The sequence below is a fragment of the Jongsikchunia kroppenstedtii DSM 45133 genome (assembly GCF_000380485.1).
In the GTDB taxonomy this organism is placed as follows: Bacteria; Actinomycetota; Actinomycetes; order Mycobacteriales; family Mycobacteriaceae; genus Jongsikchunia; species Jongsikchunia kroppenstedtii.
This window is the reverse complement of sequence record NZ_AQYG01000044.1, coordinates 66,800-86,082: the sequence shown is the minus strand read 5'-3', so window position 1 is coordinate 86,082 and position 19,283 is coordinate 66,800. Positions and strand designations below refer to the sequence as shown.

Sequence of the window (19,283 nt, the reverse complement as noted above, 5' to 3'; positions counted from 1 at the left end):
AGCAGCGTGTACGACATCGTCCAGGGTCTGCCGTCGACGCACGGAGATCACTACCAGCTCAACACCACCACGCTGCTCCGGCATGCGGCCCGCACATACCCGGAGCAGGAGATCGTCTACCGCACCACGGACGGCGGGTGGGATCGCTACACCTACGCCGACTGCTACCGACGGGTGCGACAACTGGCGAACGTCCTACGCGGCCTCGACATCGGCCCCGCCGACGTGGCCGGCGTGCTCGACTGGAACAGCAAGCGACACTTCGAGCTGTATTGGGCGATACCGGCATTGGGATCGGTATTGCTGCAGATGAACCTGCGCTTGGGCGCCGAGGACCTCGCTTTCGTCACCGATCACAGTCATGCGAAGGCGATCTTCGTCGATGAGTCGCTGTTGCCGGTCGCCGAAGGGCTGGTCGCCGCCGGGGTCGGAGTGGAGAGCTGGGTGGTGATGACCGACAAACCGCTGTCCGAGGTGACCACCACGCTGCCGAACGTGCGGTCGTTCGAAGACCTGATGAATGACGCATCGGACGAGATCGACCTCCCGATGATCGACGAAACATCCTCCTACAGCGCGTGTTACACGACCGGGACCACCGGCAAGCCGAAAGGGATCTACTACTCGCATCGCGGGATCTACCTGCATTCGATGTCGCAGGCGCAGACGCTGTCGATGACCCCCTACGACACGATCATGCTGATCACGCCGATGTTCCATGGCAATTGTTGGGGCCTGCCGCAGGCCGGCGTGTTCGCCGCGACGCGGTTCGTGCTGCCCGGGCGTTACACCGCCGAAGAGACCTCCGCCCTGGTCGACGCGATGATCGCCGAGAACGTCACGATCGCCAACGGCGCACCCGCGATCTTCGAGCCGATGCTGCGGTACATCGAAACACTCGCCGAGAAGCCTGATTTCAACAACACCCGGCTGCTGTGCGGCGCGACCGAGCCGCCGTTGTCGATGATGCGCGGCTTCCACGACCTGACCGGCGCCGATATCGTGCACGGGTACGGGGCGACCGAGACCACGCCCGCGGTCACCCACAACCGCGGCATCAAGCCGTTGTTGCAGTCGTTGCCGGAGGATGCGCGCTGGAACCACAAGCGCTTCCAAGGGCTTCCGGTGACTGGTGTCGACATCCGCATCGTCGACCCGGACGGCAACGACCTACCGCGTGACGGCGCCTCCGCCGGAGAGATCCTGGTACGCGGGCCGTGGATCGTCGAGAGCTACTACGACCTCGAGGACAACGATTCCCGATTCTTCGAAGGCTATTGGCGCAGCGGCGATGTCGGCACCATCGACGAGCACGGCTACCTCAAGCTCACCGACCGGATCAAGGATGTGATCAAGAGCGGCGGCGAATGGATCAGCTCGATCGACATGGAGAACGCGATCGTCGCCCACCCGAAGGTGATCGAGGCCGCGGTCATCGGCGTCGCCCATCCGAAATGGCAGGAGCGCCCGGTCGTGCTGGTCGCCACCAAGGACGGTGCCGATCTGCCGCTCGACGAGGTGCACGCCTTGCTGGCAGGCAAGTTCGCCAAGTGGCAGCTGCCCGACGTCATCATCCGACAGGATTCGTTGCCGCGCACCAGCGTCGGCAAGCTCGACAAGAAGGCGATGCGCGCCGCGCACGCCGATATCTACCGGAAGCAGGATCAATGAGCACGCTATTCGCCGACTACCGCGCACCCTGGGAAACCGACGAGCACGCCGCGCTGCGAAACCTGGCGCGCGACTTCTTCGCCAAGGAGCTGACGCCGCATGAGGAGCGCTTCGCGGAGCAGCACCAGGTCGACCGCGACGTGTGGACCAAGGCCGGGGCCGCCGGTCTGCTGCTGACCGATGTACCCGAGGAATTCGGTGGTGGCGGCGGCGATTTCGGCCATGAGGCGGTCGTGCTGCAGGAGCTCGCCTATGCGCACGACACCGCGCTGGCGGTCGCCGTGCACTCCACGATCGTGGCGCACTATCTGCTCTCCTACGCCACCGACGAGCAAAAGCAGCGATGGCTGCCGAAATGCGCGACCGGCGAGAGCGTGCTGGCGATCGCGATGACCGAGCCCGGGACCGGCTCGGATCTGCAGTCGGTGCGGACCACCGCGCGGCTGAACGGCGACCACTACGTGGTCAACGGCTCGAAGACGTTCATCTCCAACGGAACCCACTGCGACCTGCTGGTCATCGTCTGCAAGACCGATCCGTCGCTGGGCGCCAAGGGCATCTCGCTGCTGGTGGCCGAGGTCGATGGGCTCGACGGCTTCGAGCGCGGTCGCGTGCTGCAGAAGATGGGCCAGCACGGCCAGGACACCCGCGAGCTGTCGTTCACCGACATGCGGGTGCCCGCCGCGAACATCCTCGGCGGCGTCGAGGGTCAGGGGTTCATCCAGCTGATGAGCCAGCTGCATCGCGAGCGGCTGGCGATCGGGCTGGGCGCGGTGGCAGCGGCCGAAGCGGCCGTGATCGAGGCCGTCGCCTATGCCAAACAGCGGGAGGCGTTCGGCAAGCCACTGCTGTCCTTCCAGAACACGAAATACGTTCTGGCCGAATGCAAAGCCGAGGTGCTCGCCGGCAAGACCCTGATGGACCACTGCATCGCGCGGGCGATCGACGGCACGCTGGACCCGGCGACCGCGTCGATCGCCAAACTCTGGGGCACCGAGAAGCAGATCGAGGTCACCGATCGCTGCCTGCAGATCTTCGGCGGCTACGGCTACATGATGGAGTACCCGATCGCCCGGATGTACGCCGATGCGCGGGTCCAGAAGATCTACGGCGGCACGAGCGAGATCATGAAGGAACTCATCAGCCGCTCACTCTGAGCCGTCACTGGCAAACCCCACTCGCGACGACGTTCCCCACTCGATTTCGAGTGGGGAACGTCGCTCGGCGGCGGGTTTGCGGCACGGTCACGCTGCCGGGTTGGCGGGATCAGACGACTCGATCATGCCGACCGCCAAGAGCTGCGCCCGAACTCGAGGCACCATCCGTCGCCGCTGCAGTTCTCGCCACGTCCAGCGCACGACGATGACTCCGAGATCCTGCAACCTTCCTTCGCGTTCCTTCTCTCGACGAATCGCCGTCTCGGCCGATTCACCCGCACTCAGGTACTTCAGATACTTGCCGACCCCATCGAACTCGCCCACAACGCGCCTGCCCGATCCGTCACGCCATTCGTAGTCGGGTCGGCCGACGAAATCGCCATCGATGTCGTAGATCTCGCACTGCAGCCGCGGCATCGGCAGCCCGGCCTCGATCATCTGGGCACGTCCCAGAGACTCGCCGGGGTTCTCCGACAGCGGGTCCGCATACAGCAACGCGCGACGCGCCACCGCCACGCCGGTTTGTGGCCGACGTGCGTATCCCGCCATGCGGTCTCGATCCGCGCCCGCTCGGAGCGCGGCGTCGAACACAGCCAGGGCACCTGCGAATCCATGGGGACTACTCCGCGCCACATCGAACGCGGTGCGCTCGATGACCGTCACCCAAACACCGTCGATCTGCACGACGTCGGCAGGTGCCAACCATCCGGGATGCAGGTATCGATGCCCACGCCGATATCCACGGTCAGTCGTGGCCGAGGTGATGTGCACTCGGGACAGATCCGGACCGAGCATGGGCAGCCGGTGCACAACTGCCGCCGAACTATGGCTGATCACAACGTCATTCGTGGTCGACGCGGCGAGCACCGTCAGGCGGTGCCGTTCCTCCGGCGTGCGGTCCGCCGGTGCGGCATATACCCCTGGACCGACTCGGTCGAGTTCTCCCCGTTCGCACGCGCGTTGCAGTTCGCGATCGTTGAATCCGAGTGATCGCGTGGTGTCCAGCCGAATGAGTCCGTCGTCGTCGACAGGAAATGCGTCCATGTCAGTTCAGACGCACACCGCACGGATTCGGCTCCGCCAGGCCACAAACCCCACCTACGACGACGTCCCCCACTCGAATTCGAGTGGGGGACGTCGTTTCGTTCCGGGTTTGCGCCTTCAGGCGCGGCTATTACCGGTAATCGCTGGAGAAACCGTAGTCGTCCAGCGGCACCGCAGCGCCGCTCGGCGCACCGAAGGTGCCGTCCGGGCTGTAGTAGGTGTCGTCGTACGACGGCACCGCGTACGCCGCGGCCCGGGCCTCTTCGGTCGGCTGAACCTGGATGTTGCGGTAGCGGTTGATACCGGTACCGGCCGGGATCAGCTTGCCGATGATCACGTTCTCCTTGAGACCGATCAGCTTGTCGCTGCGGCTGTTGATGGCCGCATCGGTGAGCACGCGGGTGGTCTCCTGGAACGACGCCGCCGACAGCCACGAATCGGTGGCCAGCGATGCCTTGGTGATACCCATGAGCACCGGACGACCAGCAGCCGGCTCGCCGCCCTCGGCGACCACGCGACGGTTCTCCGCCTCGAACTCGGCACGCTCTGTGAGCGCACCCGGCAGGAACTCCGTCGAGCCCGAGTCGATGATCGTCACGCGACGCAGCATCTGACGCACGATGGTCTCGATGTGCTTGTCGTGGATCGACACACCCTGGCTCCGGTAGACCTCCTGGACCTCGTTGACCAGGTGCACCTGCACCTGACGCGGGCCCAGAACACGCAGCACCTCGTGCGGGTCGGCAGCACCTTCCATCAGCTGCTGACCGACGTCGACGTGATCACCATCGGTGAGCAGCCGCTCGGTGCCGTCCTCGTGCTTGAAGACGCGCAGCCGCTGACGCTTCGAGATCTTGTCGATGACAACCTCTTCGGATCCGTCATCCGGGATGATCGTGATCTTGTAGAACTTGTCGTCGTCCTCGAGCCGGATGCGACCGGCGACCTCGGCGATCGGGGCCTTGCCCTTAGGCACGCGGGCCTCGAACAGCTCCTGGACACGCGGCAGACCACCGGTGATGTCGTCACCGACGCCACCCTGGTGGAACGTACGCATGGTCAGCTGGGTACCGGGCTCACCGATCGACTGCGCGGCGACGATACCGACGGCCTCGCCGATGTCGACGAGCTTGCCGGTCGCCATCGAGCGGCCGTAGCAGGTGGCGCACACGCCGGTGCCGGTGGCACAGGTGAGCACCGACCGGACCTTGACCTCGGTGATGCCGGCTGCGAACAGCGCGTCGATCGCCGGGTCGCCCAGGTCGTGACCGCGCTCGACCACGACGTTGCCGTCGGCGTCGAGTGCGTCGGCGGCCAGGGTGCGGGCGTACGCGGAGGTCTCCACGTGCGCGTCGCGGACCATGGTGCCGTCGCTGAGCTTCTCGGCGATCGGCACGATGATGCCGCGCTCGGTGCCGCAGTCGTGCTCGCGCACGATGACGTCCTGGCTGACGTCGACGAGACGACGAGTCAGGTAGCCCGAGTCAGCGGTACGAAGAGCGGTGTCCGCCAGACCCTTTCGAGCGCCGTGCGTGTTGATGAAGTACTCGGCGACGGTGAGGCCCTCACGGAAGGACGACTTGATCGGCCGCGGGATGAACTCACCCTTCGGGTTTGTCACCAGACCCTTCATGCCCGACAGGTTACGAACCTGGGTCATGTTTCCGGTCGCGCCCGACTTCGGGATCATCGTGATCGGGTTGTCGTCCGGGTAGAAGTCCTCCATGGCCTTACCGACTTCCTCGGTGGCCTGCTTCCAGATCTCCACCAGGGCGTCACGCCGCTCGTCCGGAGTCAGCGCGCCACGCTGGAACTTGCGCTCCAGGCCGTCGGCCCGCTCCTCGTACTTGTCGAGGATCTCCTTCTTCTGCGGCGGGACCAGAACGTCCGCCATCGAGACCGTGACGCCGCTGCGGGTCGCCCAGTAGAAACCGGCGTCCTTCAGCTTGTCGACAGTCTGCGCGACCACGATCATCGGGTAGCGCTCGGCCAGATCGTTGATGATCGTCGCCTGACGCTTCTTCGGCATCTGCTCGTTGACGAACGGGTAGTTCGCCGGCAGCAGCTCGTTGAACAGCACCCGGCCCAGGGTCGTGTGCAGCTCCCAGGCCTCGCCGCGCTGCCAGCCGTCCGGGAACGCCTCGGCCTCGATGTCGGCCGGCGGACGCTGATCGGTCAGCCGCACCTTGATCGGAGCCTGGACGCTCAGCAGACCGCGGTCGACGGCCATGATGGCCTCGGCCGGGCTGGAGTACACGCCGCGTTCGACGTCATCCTTGGTGGCCTCGGTGTAGGCACCCAGCGCCTCCTCTTTGAGGGTGGTCAGGTGGTACAGACCGGTGACCATGTCCAGACGCGGCATGGCGAGCGGTCGGCCCGATGCCGGCGACAGGATGTTGTTCGACGACAGCATCAGGATGCGCGCCTCGGCCTGCGCCTCCGCACTCAGCGGGAGGTGCACGGCCATCTGGTCACCGTCGAAGTCGGCGTTGAAGGCCTCACACACCAGCGGGTGCAGCTGGATGGCCTTGCCCTCCACCAGCTGCGGCTCGAAAGCCTGGATGCCCAGGCGGTGCAGCGTCGGCGCACGGTTCAGCAGCACCGGATGCTCGGCAATGACCTCTTCGAGGACGTCCCACACCGCGGGGCGCTGCCGCTCGACCATGCGCTTGGCCGACTTGATGTTCTGCGCCTGGTTCAGGTCGACCAGTCGCTTCATCACGAACGGCTTGAACAGCTCGAGCGCCATCAGCTTCGGCAGGCCGCACTGGTGCAGCTTCAGCTGCGGGCCGACGACGATGACCGAACGGCCCGAGTAGTCGACGCGCTTGCCGAGCAGGTTCTGACGGAAACGACCCTGCTTGCCCTTGAGCAGATCCGACAGCGACTTCAGCGGACGGTTGCCCGGTCCGGTGACCGGACGGCCGCGGCGGCCGTTGTCGAACAGGGCGTCGACCGACTCCTGCAGCATCCGCTTCTCGTTGTTGACGATGATCTCGGGCGCCCCCAGATCGATCAGTCGCTTGAGGCGGTTGTTGCGGTTGATGACGCGGCGGTACAGATCGTTCAGATCGGACGTGGCGAAGCGGCCACCGTCGAGCTGAACCATCGGACGCAGCTCCGGTGGGATCACCGGCACCGCGTCGAGCACCATGCCCAGCGGCGAGTTGCCCGACTGCTGGAACGCCGCGACCACCTTGAGGCGCTTGAGGGCGCGAAGCTTCTTCTGCCCCTTGCCGCTTCGGATGGTCTCGCGCAGCAGCTCGGCCTCGGCGTCGATGTCGAAGGTCTCGAGGAGCTTCTTGATCGCCTCGGCACCCATCGCACCGGTGAAGTACTCGCCGTACCGGTCGATCAGCTCACGGTAGAGCCGCTCGTCGATGATCATGTCCTTCGGCGCAAGCTTGGTGAAGGTGCTCCAGATCTCATCGAGCTCGTCCAGCTTGCGCTGGGCGGCATCGCGGATGCGACGCATCTCCCGCTCGCCCGAGTCTTTGACCTTGCGCCGGGCGTCGGCCTTGGCGCCTTCCTTCTCCAGCTCGGCCAGATCCTCTTCGAGCTTCTTGGCCCGGGCCTCCAGATCGGAGTCACGCTCGTCGGCGACACCCTTCTTCTCGACCTCCATCTCGGCCTCGAGGGTCGAGAGCTCGTTGTGCCGCAGCTCGTCGTCGACGGCCGTGATCACGTAGGCGGCGAAGTAGATGATCTTCTCGAGATCCTTCGGCGCCAGATCGAGCAGGTAGCCCAAGCGCGACGGAACGCCCTTGAAGTACCAGATGTGGGTGACCGGCGCGGCCAGCTCGATGTGGCCCATCCGCTCACGACGCACCTTGGCGCGAGTGACCTCGACGCCGCAGCGCTCGCAGATGATGCCCTTGAAGCGGACGCGCTTGTACTTACCGCAGTAGCACTCCCAGTCGCGAGTAGGTCCGAAGATCTTCTCGCAGAACAGGCCGTCCTTCTCGGGCTTGAGCGTGCGGTAGTTGATCGTCTCCGGCTTCTTGACCTCGCCGTACGACCAGTTGTGGATGTCATCGGCCGTGGCCAGGCCGATCTTCAGTTCATCGAAGTAGTTGACGTCGAGCACTTAATGCCTTTCCAGTGTCTCTTCTAGTCAGTCAGTTGGTCGTTCGGCGATCAGTTCGCGAGATCGTCGACAGTCGCGGATTCGTTGCGCGACAGGTTGATTCCCAGGTTGGCCGCGGCCCGCTCCAGGTCCTCGTCGTCGCTGTCCTGCATGGTGATGGCCGCGCCGTCGGACGACAGCACCTCCACGTTCAGGCAGAGCGACTGCAGTTCCTTGAGGAGGACCTTGAACGACTCGGGGATACCCGGCTCCGGGATGTTCTCGCCCTTGACGATGGCCTCGTACACCTTCACGCGGCCGACCACGTCGTCCGACTTGATGGTGAGCAGCTCCTGCAGCGTGTACGCCGCGCCGTAGGCCTGCATCGCCCAGCACTCCATCTCACCGAAGCGCTGGCCACCGAACTGGGCCTTACCGCCGAGCGGCTGCTGGGTGATCATCGAGTACGGACCGGTCGAACGCGCGTGGATCTTGTCGTCGACCAGGTGGTGCAGCTTGATGATGTACATGTAGCCGACCGAGACCGGGTACGGGAACGGCTCGCCGGAGCGGCCGTCGAACAACATCGCCTTGCCGTCGCCGTTGACCATGACCTCACCATCGCGGTTCGGCAGGGTCGAGCTCAGCAGACCCGTCAGCTCATCGTCGGTCGCACCGTCGAACACCGGCGTCGCGGTGTTGGTGTCCGGCTCGGCCGAGAGCATGTCCTCGGGCAGCTTCGACGCCCAGTCCGGAACGCCGCCGGCCACGTCGATGTTCCAACCGGCCTTGGCGATCCACCCGAGGTGGGTCTCCAGGATCTGGCCGATGTTCATACGCCGCGGCACGCCGTGGGTGTTCAGGATGATGTCGACCGGGGTGCCGTCGGGCAGGAACGGCATGTCCTCCTGCGGGAGGATCTTGCCGATGACGCCCTTGTTGCCGTGGCGGCCGGCCAGCTTGTCGCCGTCCTGGATCTTGCGCTTCTGCGCGACGTAGACCCGCACCAGCTCGTTGACGCCCGGGGGCAGGTCGTCGTCGTCATCGCGGCTGAAGACGCGGACGCCGATCACCTTTCCGGTCTCACCGTGCGGCACCTTCAGCGAGGTGTCGCGCACCTCGCGGGCCTTCTCACCGAAGATGGCACGCAGCAGGCGCTCCTCCGGGGTCAGCTCGGTCTCGCCCTTCGGCGTGACCTTGCCGACCAGGATGTCGCCGTCGCGGACCTCGGCACCGATGCGGACGATGCCGCGCTCATCGAGATCGGCCAGCACCTCGTCGGAGACGTTCGGGATGTCCCGGGTGATCTCCTCGGCGCCCAGCTTGGTGTCGCGGGCGTCGATCTCGTGCTCCTCGATGTGGATCGAGGTGAGGGTGTCCTCCTCCACGAGCCGCTGGCTCAGGATGATCGCGTCCTCGTAGTTGTGGCCTTCCCACGGCATGATCGCCACGAGCAGGTTCTTGCCGAGCGCCATCTCACCGTTGTCGGTGCACGGCCCGTCGGCCAGGACCTGGCCCGACTCGACGCGCTGGCCCTCGTCCACGATCGGACGCTGGTTGGCGCAGGTGCCCTGGTTCGAACGCGCGAACTTGCGCATCCGGTAGGTCTCCCGGGTGCCGTCATCAGCCATCACGGTGATGTAGTCGGCCGAAACCTCTTCCACCACACCGGACTTCGAGTTGATGATGACGTCACCGGCGTCGACCGCGGCACGCAGCTCCATGCCGGTGCCGACCAGGGGCGACTCGCTGCGCACCAGCGGCACGGCCTGACGCTGCATGTTCGCGCCCATCAGGGCACGGTTAGCATCGTCGTGCTCGAGGAACGGGATCATCGCGGTCGCGACCGACACCATCTGGCGCGGCGAGACGTCCAGGTACTCGACCTGCGACGCCGACACGAACTCGACCTCGGAGCCCTTCTTGCGAACGAGCACGCGCTCGTCGGTGATGGTGCCGTCGGCGTCGAAGTTCGTGTTGGCCTGAGCGATCAGGTACCGATCCTCTTCGTCGGCGGTCAGGTACTCCAGGACGTCGGAGACCTTGCCGTCGATCACCTTGCGGTACGGCGTCTCGATGAAACCGAACGGGTTGACCCGCGCGTACACCGACAGCGACCCGATGAGACCGATGTTCGGGCCCTCAGGGGTCTCGATCGGGCACATGCGGCCGTAGTGCGACGGGTGGACGTCGCGGACCTCGAGGCCGGCGCGCTCACGCGACAGACCGCCGGGACCCAGCGCCGAGAGACGACGCTTGTGCGTCAGACCCGACAGCGGGTTGTTCTGGTCCATGAACTGCGACAGCTGCGAGGTTCCGAAGAACTCCTTGATCGCGGCCACGACGGGACGGATGTTGATCAGGGTCTGCGGCGTGATCGCCTCGACGTCCTGGGTCGTCATCCGCTCGCGGACGACGCGCTCCATGCGCGAGAGGCCGACCCGGATCTGGTTCTGGATCAGCTCGCCCACGGTACGCAGACGACGGTTGCCGAAATGGTCGATATCGTCGACCTCGACCGGGACCTCGATGCCGCCGGGGACGGTCATCGTGGTGACGGTGTGCGGGTCGGCCTCGTGCAGGCGCACCAGGTACTCGACGGTGGCGACGATGTCGTCCTCGGTCAGGACCGAGTCACCGCTCATCGGGTTGTCGGTCAGGCCGAGCTTCTTGTTGATCTTGTAGCGACCGACGCGCGCCAGGTCGTAGCGCTTCTCCTTGAAGAACAGATTCTCCAGCAGCGACTGCGCGGACTCCTTGGTCGGCGGCTCGCCGGGACGCAGCTTGCGGTAGACCTCCAGCAGCGCCTCGTCGGTGCCCGCCGTGTTGTCCTTCTCCAGGGTCGACATCATGATCTCGGAGAACCCGAAACGCTGGGTGATCTGCTCAGCGCTCCAACCGAGGGCCTTGAGCAGCACGGTGACCGACTGGCGACGCTTGCGGTCGATACGCACGCCGACGGTGTCGCGCTTGTCGATGTCGAACTCGAGCCATGCGCCACGGCTCGGGATCACCTTGACGCTGTGCAGCGTCTTCTCGGTGGCCTTGTCGATGGTGTCATCGAAGTACACGCCGGGGCTGCGGACCAGCTGGCTCACCACGACACGCTCGGTGCCGTTGATGATGAAGCTGCCCTTGTCGGTCATGATCGGGAAGTCGCCCATGAACACGGTCTGCGACTTGATCTCACCGGTGTTGTTGTTGATGAACTCGGCCGTGACGAACAGCGGTGCCGCGTACGTCATGTCCTTGTCCTTGCACTCCTCGACGGAGGCCTTGACCTCGTCGAAGCGCGGATCGGAGAACGACAGCGACATCGAGCCGGAGAAGTCCTCGATCGGCGAGAGCTCGGTGAGGATCTCTTCGAGGCCACCGGTCGGGTTCGCTTCGCCGCGAGCCGCCGCACGCTCTCGCCACTCGGGCGAGCCGACGAGCCACTCGAACGACTCGAGCTGCAGATCGAGCAGACCCGGAACCGGCAAGGGCTCGGTGATCTTTGCAAAAGAGGCGCGGTGCGGTGCGCCGGGGACCGTAGAGCGCGAAGCGCTATCTGTTGAGCTGGACTGGCGGGAGACTGCCAAGATGCGTCCTTCCAACACGTGTGTGTGCTAGTTCAAACCGTTTGCGGTTAATTCCCTGTTCAGGGTGTCGCTGATGCGACCTGAAAACGGCTCGATACCGAACACGACGAAGAACACACGTCGTTGGATCGTGAAGTGGACAGGAGGCAGCCAGCGCAACGTCCAACTGTATCAGAGACACGGCGGAACTGCCATAGCAGCTGCGCTGACCAACGCGCAGTCAAAAGTTCGAAGCTGCCAGCCCGGCACGCGGGTGGCTGCCTGCGAATTCGGCAGGCTGGCGGCCTCACCGAACAGAGTGCAACTCGCCACGGCGCACGTCAAGCCCAAACGCGGGTATTTTCTGAGCTTTTGACGATCCGTTCACGGACCGGATCGCCTTGCGGCGCCGCCGAGTCAGCGGATGAGGCCGCGTTCGAAGGCCACCCGAACAGCCGCCGCGCGGTCCTTGACGCCGAGCTTCGGATACAGCCGGAGCAGGTGCGTTTTGACCGTCGCCTCGCTGATCATGAGGTCGGCCGCGACCTGACGGTTGGTGCCGCCGCCGGCGACCGCCCGCAGCACCTCGCATTCGCGTGCGGTGAGGGCATCGAATCGATTACGGCTCATCAGGCTCGCCGCTGCGCCGGGATCGAGGACGCGATGTCCGGCGGCGGCACGACGAACCGCGGCGATCAGATCGGCACGCGGGGTCGCCTTCAACAGGTATCCGTCCGCACCGGCGTCCACGGCGGCGCGGATGTCGGTATCGGTGTCGTAGGTCGTCAGCACCAGGATGCGCGGCAGCTCAGCGTCGAGGGCGCGCATCCGGCGGATCGCGGTCACCCCGTCGACGACCGGCATGCGCAGGTCCATCAGCACCACGTCGGGCCGCAGCCGGCCGATCTGCTCGAGCGCCTCGGCGCCGTCGCCAGCCTCGCCGATCACCGCCATGCCCGGTTCGCGCTCGAGCATGCCGCGAATGCCGTCGCGCACGACGGGATGGTCGTCGACGACGATGATGCTGATCGGCGCGCAGTTTCCGCTGGTCACCGGACCGCCTCCGTTGCTTGCGCCACGCGACCGTCGGCCGCCTGCGTCGGGCCCGGCGCCGCGGTCGGGACCGCCACGGAGATGACGCATCCCGCCCCCGGTTCCGATTCGATCTCCAAGACCCCGCCGATGAGCCCGGCGCGTTCGGTCATAGTGACGAGCCCGAAGCCGCCGTCGGTACCGCGCTCGATGTCTCGTGGGCAGAAGCCGCGACCGTCATCGCGGATGTCGAGCAGCAGGGTGTCGTCGAGGTAGGTGAGGGTCACCACGACGTGCGAGGCACCCGCGTGCCGGGCGATATTGGCGAGCGACTCCTGCACGATGCGCAGCAGCGAGTCATCCCCGTCGACGACGCGCGGTTCGCCGTCGACCCGGAGGGTGGCAGCCACTGAGTTGCGGCCGGCGAACGCGGTGAGCTGGTCCTGCAGGGCTGTCGGCAGCGACCGGGAGTCCAACGGCACGGGCTGCAGCGCGTTGACCGCTCGCCGGGCTTCGCCCAGCCCCTCTCGCGCCAGCGCCTTGGCGTTGTCCACCCGTTCACGCGCCGCCGACACCAGGCCGTCCTCGTCGATCGATTCCAGCTGGGTGACGACGGCGACGAACCCCTGCGCCACCGTGTCGTGCAGCTCTCGCGCCAACCGTGCCCGCTCGTCCTGTACGCCGGTCCGCCTGGCCTGCTCGACGATCTCCTGCTGAAGATCGGCGTTGCGCGATCGTTCGGCGAGCAGTTGGTCGGTGAGTTCGCGGCGGCGCAGCAGTGTCGTCTCCCGTGCATCGATGACGGCCACCACCGCCAGCCCGATGACCACATTCAAGAGCCAGCTGAGGATCGACACCCACCACACCACCGACAGGTTGTGCCAGCCGTTGCGCTGGGTCGCCGTCATCAGCACGCAGGATCCGGCGACACAGAACAGCAGTGGCGCCCCGGTGAACAGCGAGGCGTAGAGCATGTAGCCCGACCAGGAGGCGATACCAGCCATCGGGGTGGCGGCGATCGCCGCAGCGAGAAGCGCGGTGTTCACCGCGAACACCGCGAATCGCCGCCATACCGGGCCGATCTCGATCCGGATCCAGAATTCGGTGAAGATCATCAGCGCAACCATCGCGATCGCGCTGATGAGATGTCGGGTCGCGGTCGCCGGGACCACCTGCGCAACCACCAGCCCGGCTAGGTTGAGCAACCGCAGGCCCCACAGCTCCGATTCCGGCGGCAGCAGGGTGTCCGGCCACGTCAGCGTGGTGCGGCAGTCCATCCACCGACCGCGGGGCTCACGTTCGGGAATCCGATGCACGATGATGCTGCGGACCGCGCGACCATCCGGCGCGGCTACTCCCATTTGAAGGTCCGCATCGCGATCGCGGTTGCGACGGCTGCCCACACGATGAGTGTGCCGAAGAAGCCGATCGGAGGCCAGCCTGTGGTGGCGGTGTCGGCGAGCGCCTGCGTGCCCGCGCCCGACGGCGTCAGGTTCGAGATCGTGTGCATCCAGCCGGGCATCGTCGACCGCGGAATCCACAGGCCGGCGAAGAACTGGAGCACGAAGAACCCCAATGTGCCGAATCCCGCCGCCACCTTGGCATTTCGGAACAACGACGCGATCACCATGCCCAGGCCGAGAAACGCCCAGCAGGCCAGCAGGTAGCTGACGACGAACCCGACCAGGTGGTGCGGCCACTGCCCCGAGATGATTCCCGGAATCACGACGATCAGCGCGAGACAGACGAACGACACCGCCATGATCAACACGAACTGCGCCGCGAGCAGCAGTGCCGGCGAGACCGGCGTGGTGCGCAGCCGCTTGAGCACGCCCATCTCCCGGTACCGGGTCAGGACATCGGGCATCGCCTGCACGGCGAGCATCGCCAGCACGAACAGGGCCAGGATGGGTTGGTAGACCTGGAAGACGCTCAGGCCGTCGAACGAGTCGACCGGTCGACGCGCCGACGGGATCGAGGCGATGACGATCGCCGCGGCTACCGGCAGCACGACCGTCCAGATCACGACGCCGGGATTGCGGGCCAGCAGGCGCGCTTCCGAGCCGATCAAAGCAGTTGCTGAACTCATCGGTGAACTCCTTGGTTCTCGGACCCGTGCTGCTCGGGGGTGGCGATGTTCCGGGTCAATGCGAGGAACGCGTCGTCGAGACCCGGCTGGTCGACACGCAGCTTCTGGCATGCGATCCCGCGTTCGTGGAGTGCGATGATCACCGCCGAGGACACGTTGTCGGTGCCGGTGACGACGACGCGGTCGCCGATGTGGTCGATGCGATGGACGTCCGGCAACGCGGTGAGCACGTCCGGATCCACGCCCGCGGTGGGGATGAAGGACATCCGCTGATCGGTGTGCACCGCGGCGGCCAGATCCGCCGGGGTATCCAGCGCGACGATCCGCCCCGCGTTGATGACGGCCACCCGATCGCACAACCGCTCGGCCTCTTCCATGAAGTGGCTGACCAGTAGGAATGTCACCCCGGTGTCCTTGAGGTCTTCCAGCAGGCCCCACACCTCGCGGCGGGCGCTGGGGTCGAGGCCGGTCGTCAGCTCGTCGAGTATCGCGACCTTCGGGTTGCCGACGAGCGCCAGCGCCACCGACAGTCGCTGCTTCTGTCCGCCGGACAGGTTTCCGAAGTAGGTGCGCTCCTGCGATCGGATGTCGAGGCGTTCGAGAAGTTCCCGCCAATCCCGCGGCGCCGAGTAGAAGCTCGAATACAGCCGCATCGCCTCGCCGACCGTCTGCTTGTCCGGCAGCCGGCTCTCCTGCAGCTGGATTCCCAACGCCTCGCGCAGGCCTCGATCCTCGTCGGCCGGGTCGAAGCCGGCGACGCGCACATGCCCGGCGTCGCGGGTACGCAACCCCCCGATGCATTCGACGGTGGTCGTCTTTCCGGCGCCGTTCGGTCCGAGGATGCCGAAGATCTCACCCTCGGATACCTCGAAGTCGACACCGCGCACCACGTCGGTGCCGCCATAGCTCTTGGTCAATCCTTGGACTTCGATCATTGCCATGAGACCAGGATCGTCGGGAGCGGCCGCCGGCGGATCCACCGGATGACCGGTTCTGGATCAGCCGATCAGTGGACGCCGCGGGCCGGCAGCGGCGTGGGACGGGCGGCACCGCAGACGCCGGAAACGACTCGATCCGCACCGGATTCCGGTGCGGATCGAGTCGATGGTCGAAGAACGAGACCGGTGCGATCAGTTCTCGTCGGACCGGTAGGCCGGGAACTGCTCGGTGCGCGCATCAAGATCGGCGACCGGACCGGTCGGCTCGTCGGCGTTCACCGGCAGCGTCGGCTCGGCAGCTCCGACCTGTGCAGTCGGCTGCCCCGCCGCACCGGCGTGAGTCTGATCGAAGCTCTCCAAAATCGCCTGCTGAGCGGCCGGCGGCAGCGTATGCAGGATCTCGCGCACGCGGGCCTCGCGGCGCAGAGCACCCTGGCGGACCGGCATACCCGGGGTCGGTTGCATCTGCGGCTGAATGCCGAAGACGTCTTCGGCGGTGCCACCGTCGGTCTGGCCGCGCTCGAGCATCGCCTGCTCTTCGGCCATCTGCGCCTCGTCCTTCTCCTCCGACATGCCGATCGGGCCGATACGCGAGCCGCGCAGGAACTGCTTGACCACCGGCTCCTCCGAGGTGAGCAGCACCTCGCGGGGGCCGAACATGACCAGCTCCTTGCGGAAGAGCATGCCGATGTTGTCCGGCACGGTCCGGGCGATGTTGATGTTGTGCGTGACGATCAGGACGGTGGCATCGATCTGCGCGTTGATGTCGATCAGCAGCTGGCTGATGTATGCGGTACGCACCGGGTCCAGACCCGAGTCGGGCTCGTCGCACAGGATGATCTGCGGGTCGAGCACCAGGGCGCGGGCCAGGCCGGCACGCTTGCGCATACCGCCGGAGATCTCGCCGGGGAGCTTGTCCTCGGCGCCGAGCAGACCCACCATTTCGAGCTTCTCCATGGTGATCTTCTTGATCTCGCTCTCCTTCTTCTTCGTGTGCTCACGAAGCGGGAAAGCGGTGTTGTCGAAGATGTTCATGGAGCCGAACAGCGCGCCGTCCTGGAACAGCACGCCGAACAGCTTGCGGATCTCGTAGAGCTCTTTCGACGAACATTTGGTGATGTCCGTGCCATCAACGATGACCGAGCCGTGGTCGGGATGCAGCAGACCGATCAGCGTCTTCAGGTATACCGACTTGCCGGTGCCGGACGGGCCCAGCATGACGCTGACCTCACCCTCGGGCAGCGTGAGCGACACATCGCGCCAGATATTCTGCGACCCGAACGACTTGGTCAGTTCGATGGTCTGTACTTCTACACCCACAGCTGTGCCCTTCCGAGAAACATGCCACGACGAGAGTGGTTCGCGTCACTTTAGCGTACGTCTGCGATGCCACGAATGGTGGTGTCGCAATCGATTGATACTTGCGCGGAGCACACTGGGTCCGTGAGCGAGACGAAGCAATTCGAGAACCGACAGCGCGCCGAATCATTCGGGTCGGTCGCCGCTAACTATGACCGCTATCGGCCCACCTATCCGCCCGCGCTGATCGACGATCTCGCAGGTACCGGGGCCCAGACCGCGTTCGACATCGGCTGCGGAACCGGACTGCTGGCCCAATCGATCGCCGCCCGCGGGATCGACGTCACCGGCATCGACCCGGATCCGGAGATGGCAGCTGTGGCCGCCCGGCGCGGACTCACCGTTGAGGGAGGGAGATTCGAGGACTGGGACCCTCGGGGGCGGGCCGTCGACCTGATCACCTTCGGGCAGTCGTGGCACTGGGTGAACCCCGCGCTCGCCGCACCTAAGGTGTTCGGCCTGTTGAACCCAGGCGGGAACCTGGTGCTGGCTTGGAACCGGATCCAGGCGTTGACGCCCTCGCAGGCGCAGTTCGAGGAGGTCATGGGCCGACACTCCGGCAAAGCCCCGCATGCACGCGGCCGCGGCAAGGCCGCCGACGAGGTCGCCGCCACCCTAACCTCCGCCGGATTCACCTGCGAGACAAGGCAGTACGACCGCACAACCATATACTCTGCCGACGACTACCTGGCACTGCTGTTCACCTACTCGGTGCAGCTGACCCTGCCGGCCGGCACTGCGCGGGCGATGCGCACCGATCTGGAGAACCTGCTGGGCGGCCAGGACGTCCACGCCGACACCGGCTGCTTCAGCATGTGGGCGCACCGCCCCTAGTCACACCAGCCCGGGTACTCCGACAGACAAACCCGACAAACAAAGGCACCGAGGACAATCAGAACCTGCTGGTCCTCGCGACTCTGACACGAGATGCGTGCGCTCGACAAACGGCCTGAACGCAAGATCCGCGCCACCCTCAGTGAGGGTGACGCGGATCTGCGCGTAAGGAGCTGGTCTTACTTGACCGAGACGGTCGCGCCGGCCTCTTCGAGCTTGGCCTTGGCAGCCTCGGCGGCGTCCTTGTCGACCTTCTCCAGGAGAGCCTTCGGAGCGCCCTCGACGAGGTCCTTGGCTTCCTTCAGGCCCAGACCCGAGACGACCTCGCGGACGACCTTGATGACCTGGATCTTCTTGTCGCCGGCCGACTCGAGGACGACGTCGAACTCGTCCTGCTCGGCAGCGGCGTCAGCGGCACCACCGGCGGCCGGAGCACCGGCAGCGGCGACGGCGACCGGAGCGGCCGCGGTGACCTCGAAGACCTCTTCGAACTTCTTCACGAAGTCGCTGAGCTCCAGCAGGGTCAGTTCCTTGAACTGGTCGATGAGCTCGTCAGCACTGAGCTTTGCCATGATTGGCGTCCTTTCGTTCTAAGTGTTGGGGGTGAGGGTTATTCCTCGCCTGCGGCGGACTTCTTGTCCTGCAGGGCGGCGGCAAGACGTGCCACCTGGGATGCGGGCTGGTTGAACAGACCCGCGGCCTTCGCCAAGTTGCCCTTCATGGCACCCGCGAGCTTGGCCAGCAAGACTTCCCGCGTCTCAAGGTCGGCGATCTGCTCGATCTCGGCAATGGACAGCGCTTTGCCGTCCATGTACCCGCCCTTGATAACGAGAGCCTTGTTGTCCTTGGCAAAATTCTTGATTGCCTTGGCCGCAACCACCGGCTCGCCCTCAATGAAGGCGATGGCGGTCGGACCCGTGAACAGCTCGTCGAGGCCTTCCACGCCCGCCTCTTTCGCGGCGAGCTTGACCAGGGTGTTCTTGGCGACGGAGTAGGTTGCACCTTCACCGAGCGACCGACGCAGATCACCCAGCTGGGTGACGGTCAGCCCGCGGTACTCGGTCACGACGGTTGCCGTCGCGCCCTTGAACTGCTCGCTGATCTCCGCGACTGCGGCGACCTTTTCGGGCTTGGCCATACTTCGCCTCCTTTCCAAATGTCATCCGGTCGTGGGCCGACCGGGACGAAGAAAAGTGCGGAAATGACGAACGCCCCGGCCACAGGGCACGGGGCGCACACGGATCCCGAGGGGATCGACGCTTCCGTTCTCCCTGCGTGGGTCGTCGACATCACTGCCGATCCTTCGTCCGGGCTAACCCGGCGACCAACGGTCTCTGGTTGAACTGCCGAGCCCGCAAGCGGACTCCGACTGAGCAAGGCTACCGGTCCGCTCCCCCAGGAAACAAATCGGGAGCGAGTGGGGATAAATCAGCTATCAATCAGCGTTGAACTAGTTGCTTGCACTACCAACCAAGCGAGTGCTCGGTTAGAGTCGCGAATAATGGTCCACAGTGAATCGCCGGTTCTCCACGG

The 19,283-nt window shown here is 65.5% G+C and carries 13 protein-coding genes; 3 read left to right on the top strand and 10 right to left on the bottom strand.

Annotated features, from left to right (window positions below; all coding sequences use genetic code 11):
- Positions 1–6: 6 nt before the first annotated feature.
- On the top strand, positions 7–1,671 hold the full coding sequence (locus G341_RS0108130; protein ID WP_018178624.1) for a long-chain-fatty-acid--CoA ligase: 1,665 nt from the start codon (positions 7–9) through the stop codon (positions 1,669–1,671).
- A complete protein-coding gene (locus tag G341_RS0108125) occupies positions 1,668–2,828 on the top strand; it encodes an acyl-CoA dehydrogenase family protein (protein ID WP_018178623.1) in 1,161 nt (386 codons plus the stop codon). The genes G341_RS0108130 and G341_RS0108125 overlap by 4 nt, the downstream gene beginning before the upstream one ends.
- A gap of 87 nt (positions 2,829–2,915) precedes the next feature.
- On the opposite strand, the gene G341_RS0108120 is transcribed toward G341_RS0108125, so the two are convergent.
- The 8 genes from G341_RS0108120 to G341_RS0108085 all read right to left on the bottom strand — a co-directional run bounded on the left by G341_RS0108120 (position 2,916) and on the right by G341_RS0108085 (position 16,877).
- Positions 2,916–3,872, bottom strand: coding sequence for a type IV toxin-antitoxin system AbiEi family antitoxin domain-containing protein (locus G341_RS0108120; protein ID WP_018178622.1), 957 nt, complete (start codon positions 3,870–3,872; stop codon positions 2,916–2,918).
- A 130-nt stretch (positions 3,873–4,002) separates the two neighbouring features.
- Positions 4,003–7,959 carry a DNA-directed RNA polymerase subunit beta' gene (locus G341_RS0108115; protein WP_018178621.1) on the bottom strand — a complete coding sequence of 1,319 codons (3,957 nt, stop codon included), beginning with the start codon at positions 7,957–7,959 and terminating at the stop codon, positions 4,003–4,005.
- A gap of 50 nt (positions 7,960–8,009) precedes the next feature.
- Complete coding sequence (gene rpoB / locus G341_RS0108110) at positions 8,010–11,537, bottom strand: DNA-directed RNA polymerase subunit beta (RefSeq protein WP_187329168.1); 3,528 nt, start codon at positions 11,535–11,537, stop codon at positions 8,010–8,012.
- A 378-nt stretch (positions 11,538–11,915) separates the two neighbouring features.
- Positions 11,916–12,551, bottom strand: a complete 636-nt coding sequence (locus G341_RS0108105; RefSeq protein WP_018178619.1) for a response regulator — start codon at positions 12,549–12,551, stop codon at positions 11,916–11,918.
- Positions 12,548–13,891 carry a sensor histidine kinase gene (locus tag G341_RS0108100; protein ID WP_018178618.1) on the bottom strand — a complete coding sequence of 448 codons (1,344 nt, stop codon included), beginning with the start codon at positions 13,889–13,891 and terminating at the stop codon, positions 12,548–12,550. The genes G341_RS0108105 and G341_RS0108100 overlap by 4 nt, the downstream gene beginning before the upstream one ends.
- Positions 13,882–14,619: an ABC transporter permease gene (locus G341_RS0108095; RefSeq protein ID WP_026303401.1), complete on the bottom strand. Its 738-nt coding sequence runs from the start codon at positions 14,617–14,619 to the stop codon at positions 13,882–13,884. The genes G341_RS0108100 and G341_RS0108095 overlap by 10 nt, the downstream gene beginning before the upstream one ends.
- Positions 14,616–15,560, bottom strand: a complete 945-nt coding sequence (locus G341_RS0108090) for an ABC transporter ATP-binding protein (protein ID WP_043451001.1) — start codon at positions 15,558–15,560, stop codon at positions 14,616–14,618. Before G341_RS0108090 ends, G341_RS0108095 begins: the two co-directional genes overlap by 4 nt.
- Positions 15,561–15,749: 189 nt before the next feature.
- Complete coding sequence (locus G341_RS0108085) at positions 15,750–16,877, bottom strand: ABC transporter ATP-binding protein (RefSeq protein ID WP_018178615.1); 1,128 nt, start codon at positions 16,875–16,877, stop codon at positions 15,750–15,752.
- A 123-nt stretch (positions 16,878–17,000) separates the two neighbouring features.
- On the opposite strand from G341_RS0108085, the gene G341_RS21465 reads away from it, so the two are divergent.
- Positions 17,001–17,750: a class I SAM-dependent methyltransferase gene (locus G341_RS21465; RefSeq protein ID WP_018178614.1), complete on the top strand. Its 750-nt coding sequence runs from the start codon at positions 17,001–17,003 to the stop codon at positions 17,748–17,750.
- A gap of 179 nt (positions 17,751–17,929) precedes the next feature.
- On the opposite strand, the gene rplL is transcribed toward G341_RS21465, so the two are convergent.
- Together rplL and rplJ are read right to left on the bottom strand one after the other, a co-directional pair.
- The gene (rplL, locus tag G341_RS0108075) at positions 17,930–18,322 is read right to left on the bottom strand and encodes a 50S ribosomal protein L7/L12 (protein ID WP_018178613.1); all 393 of its coding nucleotides are present in this window, start codon (positions 18,320–18,322) and stop codon (positions 17,930–17,932) included.
- Between the two features lie 38 nt (positions 18,323–18,360).
- Positions 18,361–18,888, bottom strand: coding sequence for a 50S ribosomal protein L10 (gene rplJ / locus G341_RS0108070; protein WP_018178612.1), 528 nt, complete (start codon positions 18,886–18,888; stop codon positions 18,361–18,363).
- Positions 18,889–19,283 lie beyond the last annotated feature (395 nt).

Coding starts and splice junctions, on each gene's coding strand:
- G341_RS0108090 (WP_043451001.1), bottom strand. CDS start 15,560: ATGGCAATGATCGAAGTCCAAGGATTGACCAAGAGCTATGGCGGCACC.
- G341_RS0108120 (WP_018178622.1), bottom strand. CDS start 3,872: ATGGACGCATTTCCTGTCGACGACGACGGACTCATTCGGCTGGACACC.
- G341_RS0108095 (WP_026303401.1), bottom strand. CDS start 14,619: ATGAGTTCAGCAACTGCTTTGATCGGCTCGGAAGCGCGCCTGCTGGCC.
- rplJ (WP_018178612.1), bottom strand. CDS start 18,888: ATGGCCAAGCCCGAAAAGGTCGCCGCAGTCGCGGAGATCAGCGAGCAG.
- rplL (WP_018178613.1), bottom strand. CDS start 18,322: ATGGCAAAGCTCAGTGCTGACGAGCTCATCGACCAGTTCAAGGAACTG.
- G341_RS0108125 (WP_018178623.1), top strand. CDS start 1,668: ATGAGCACGCTATTCGCCGACTACCGCGCACCCTGGGAAACCGACGAG.
- G341_RS0108100 (WP_018178618.1), bottom strand. CDS start 13,891: ATGGGAGTAGCCGCGCCGGATGGTCGCGCGGTCCGCAGCATCATCGTG.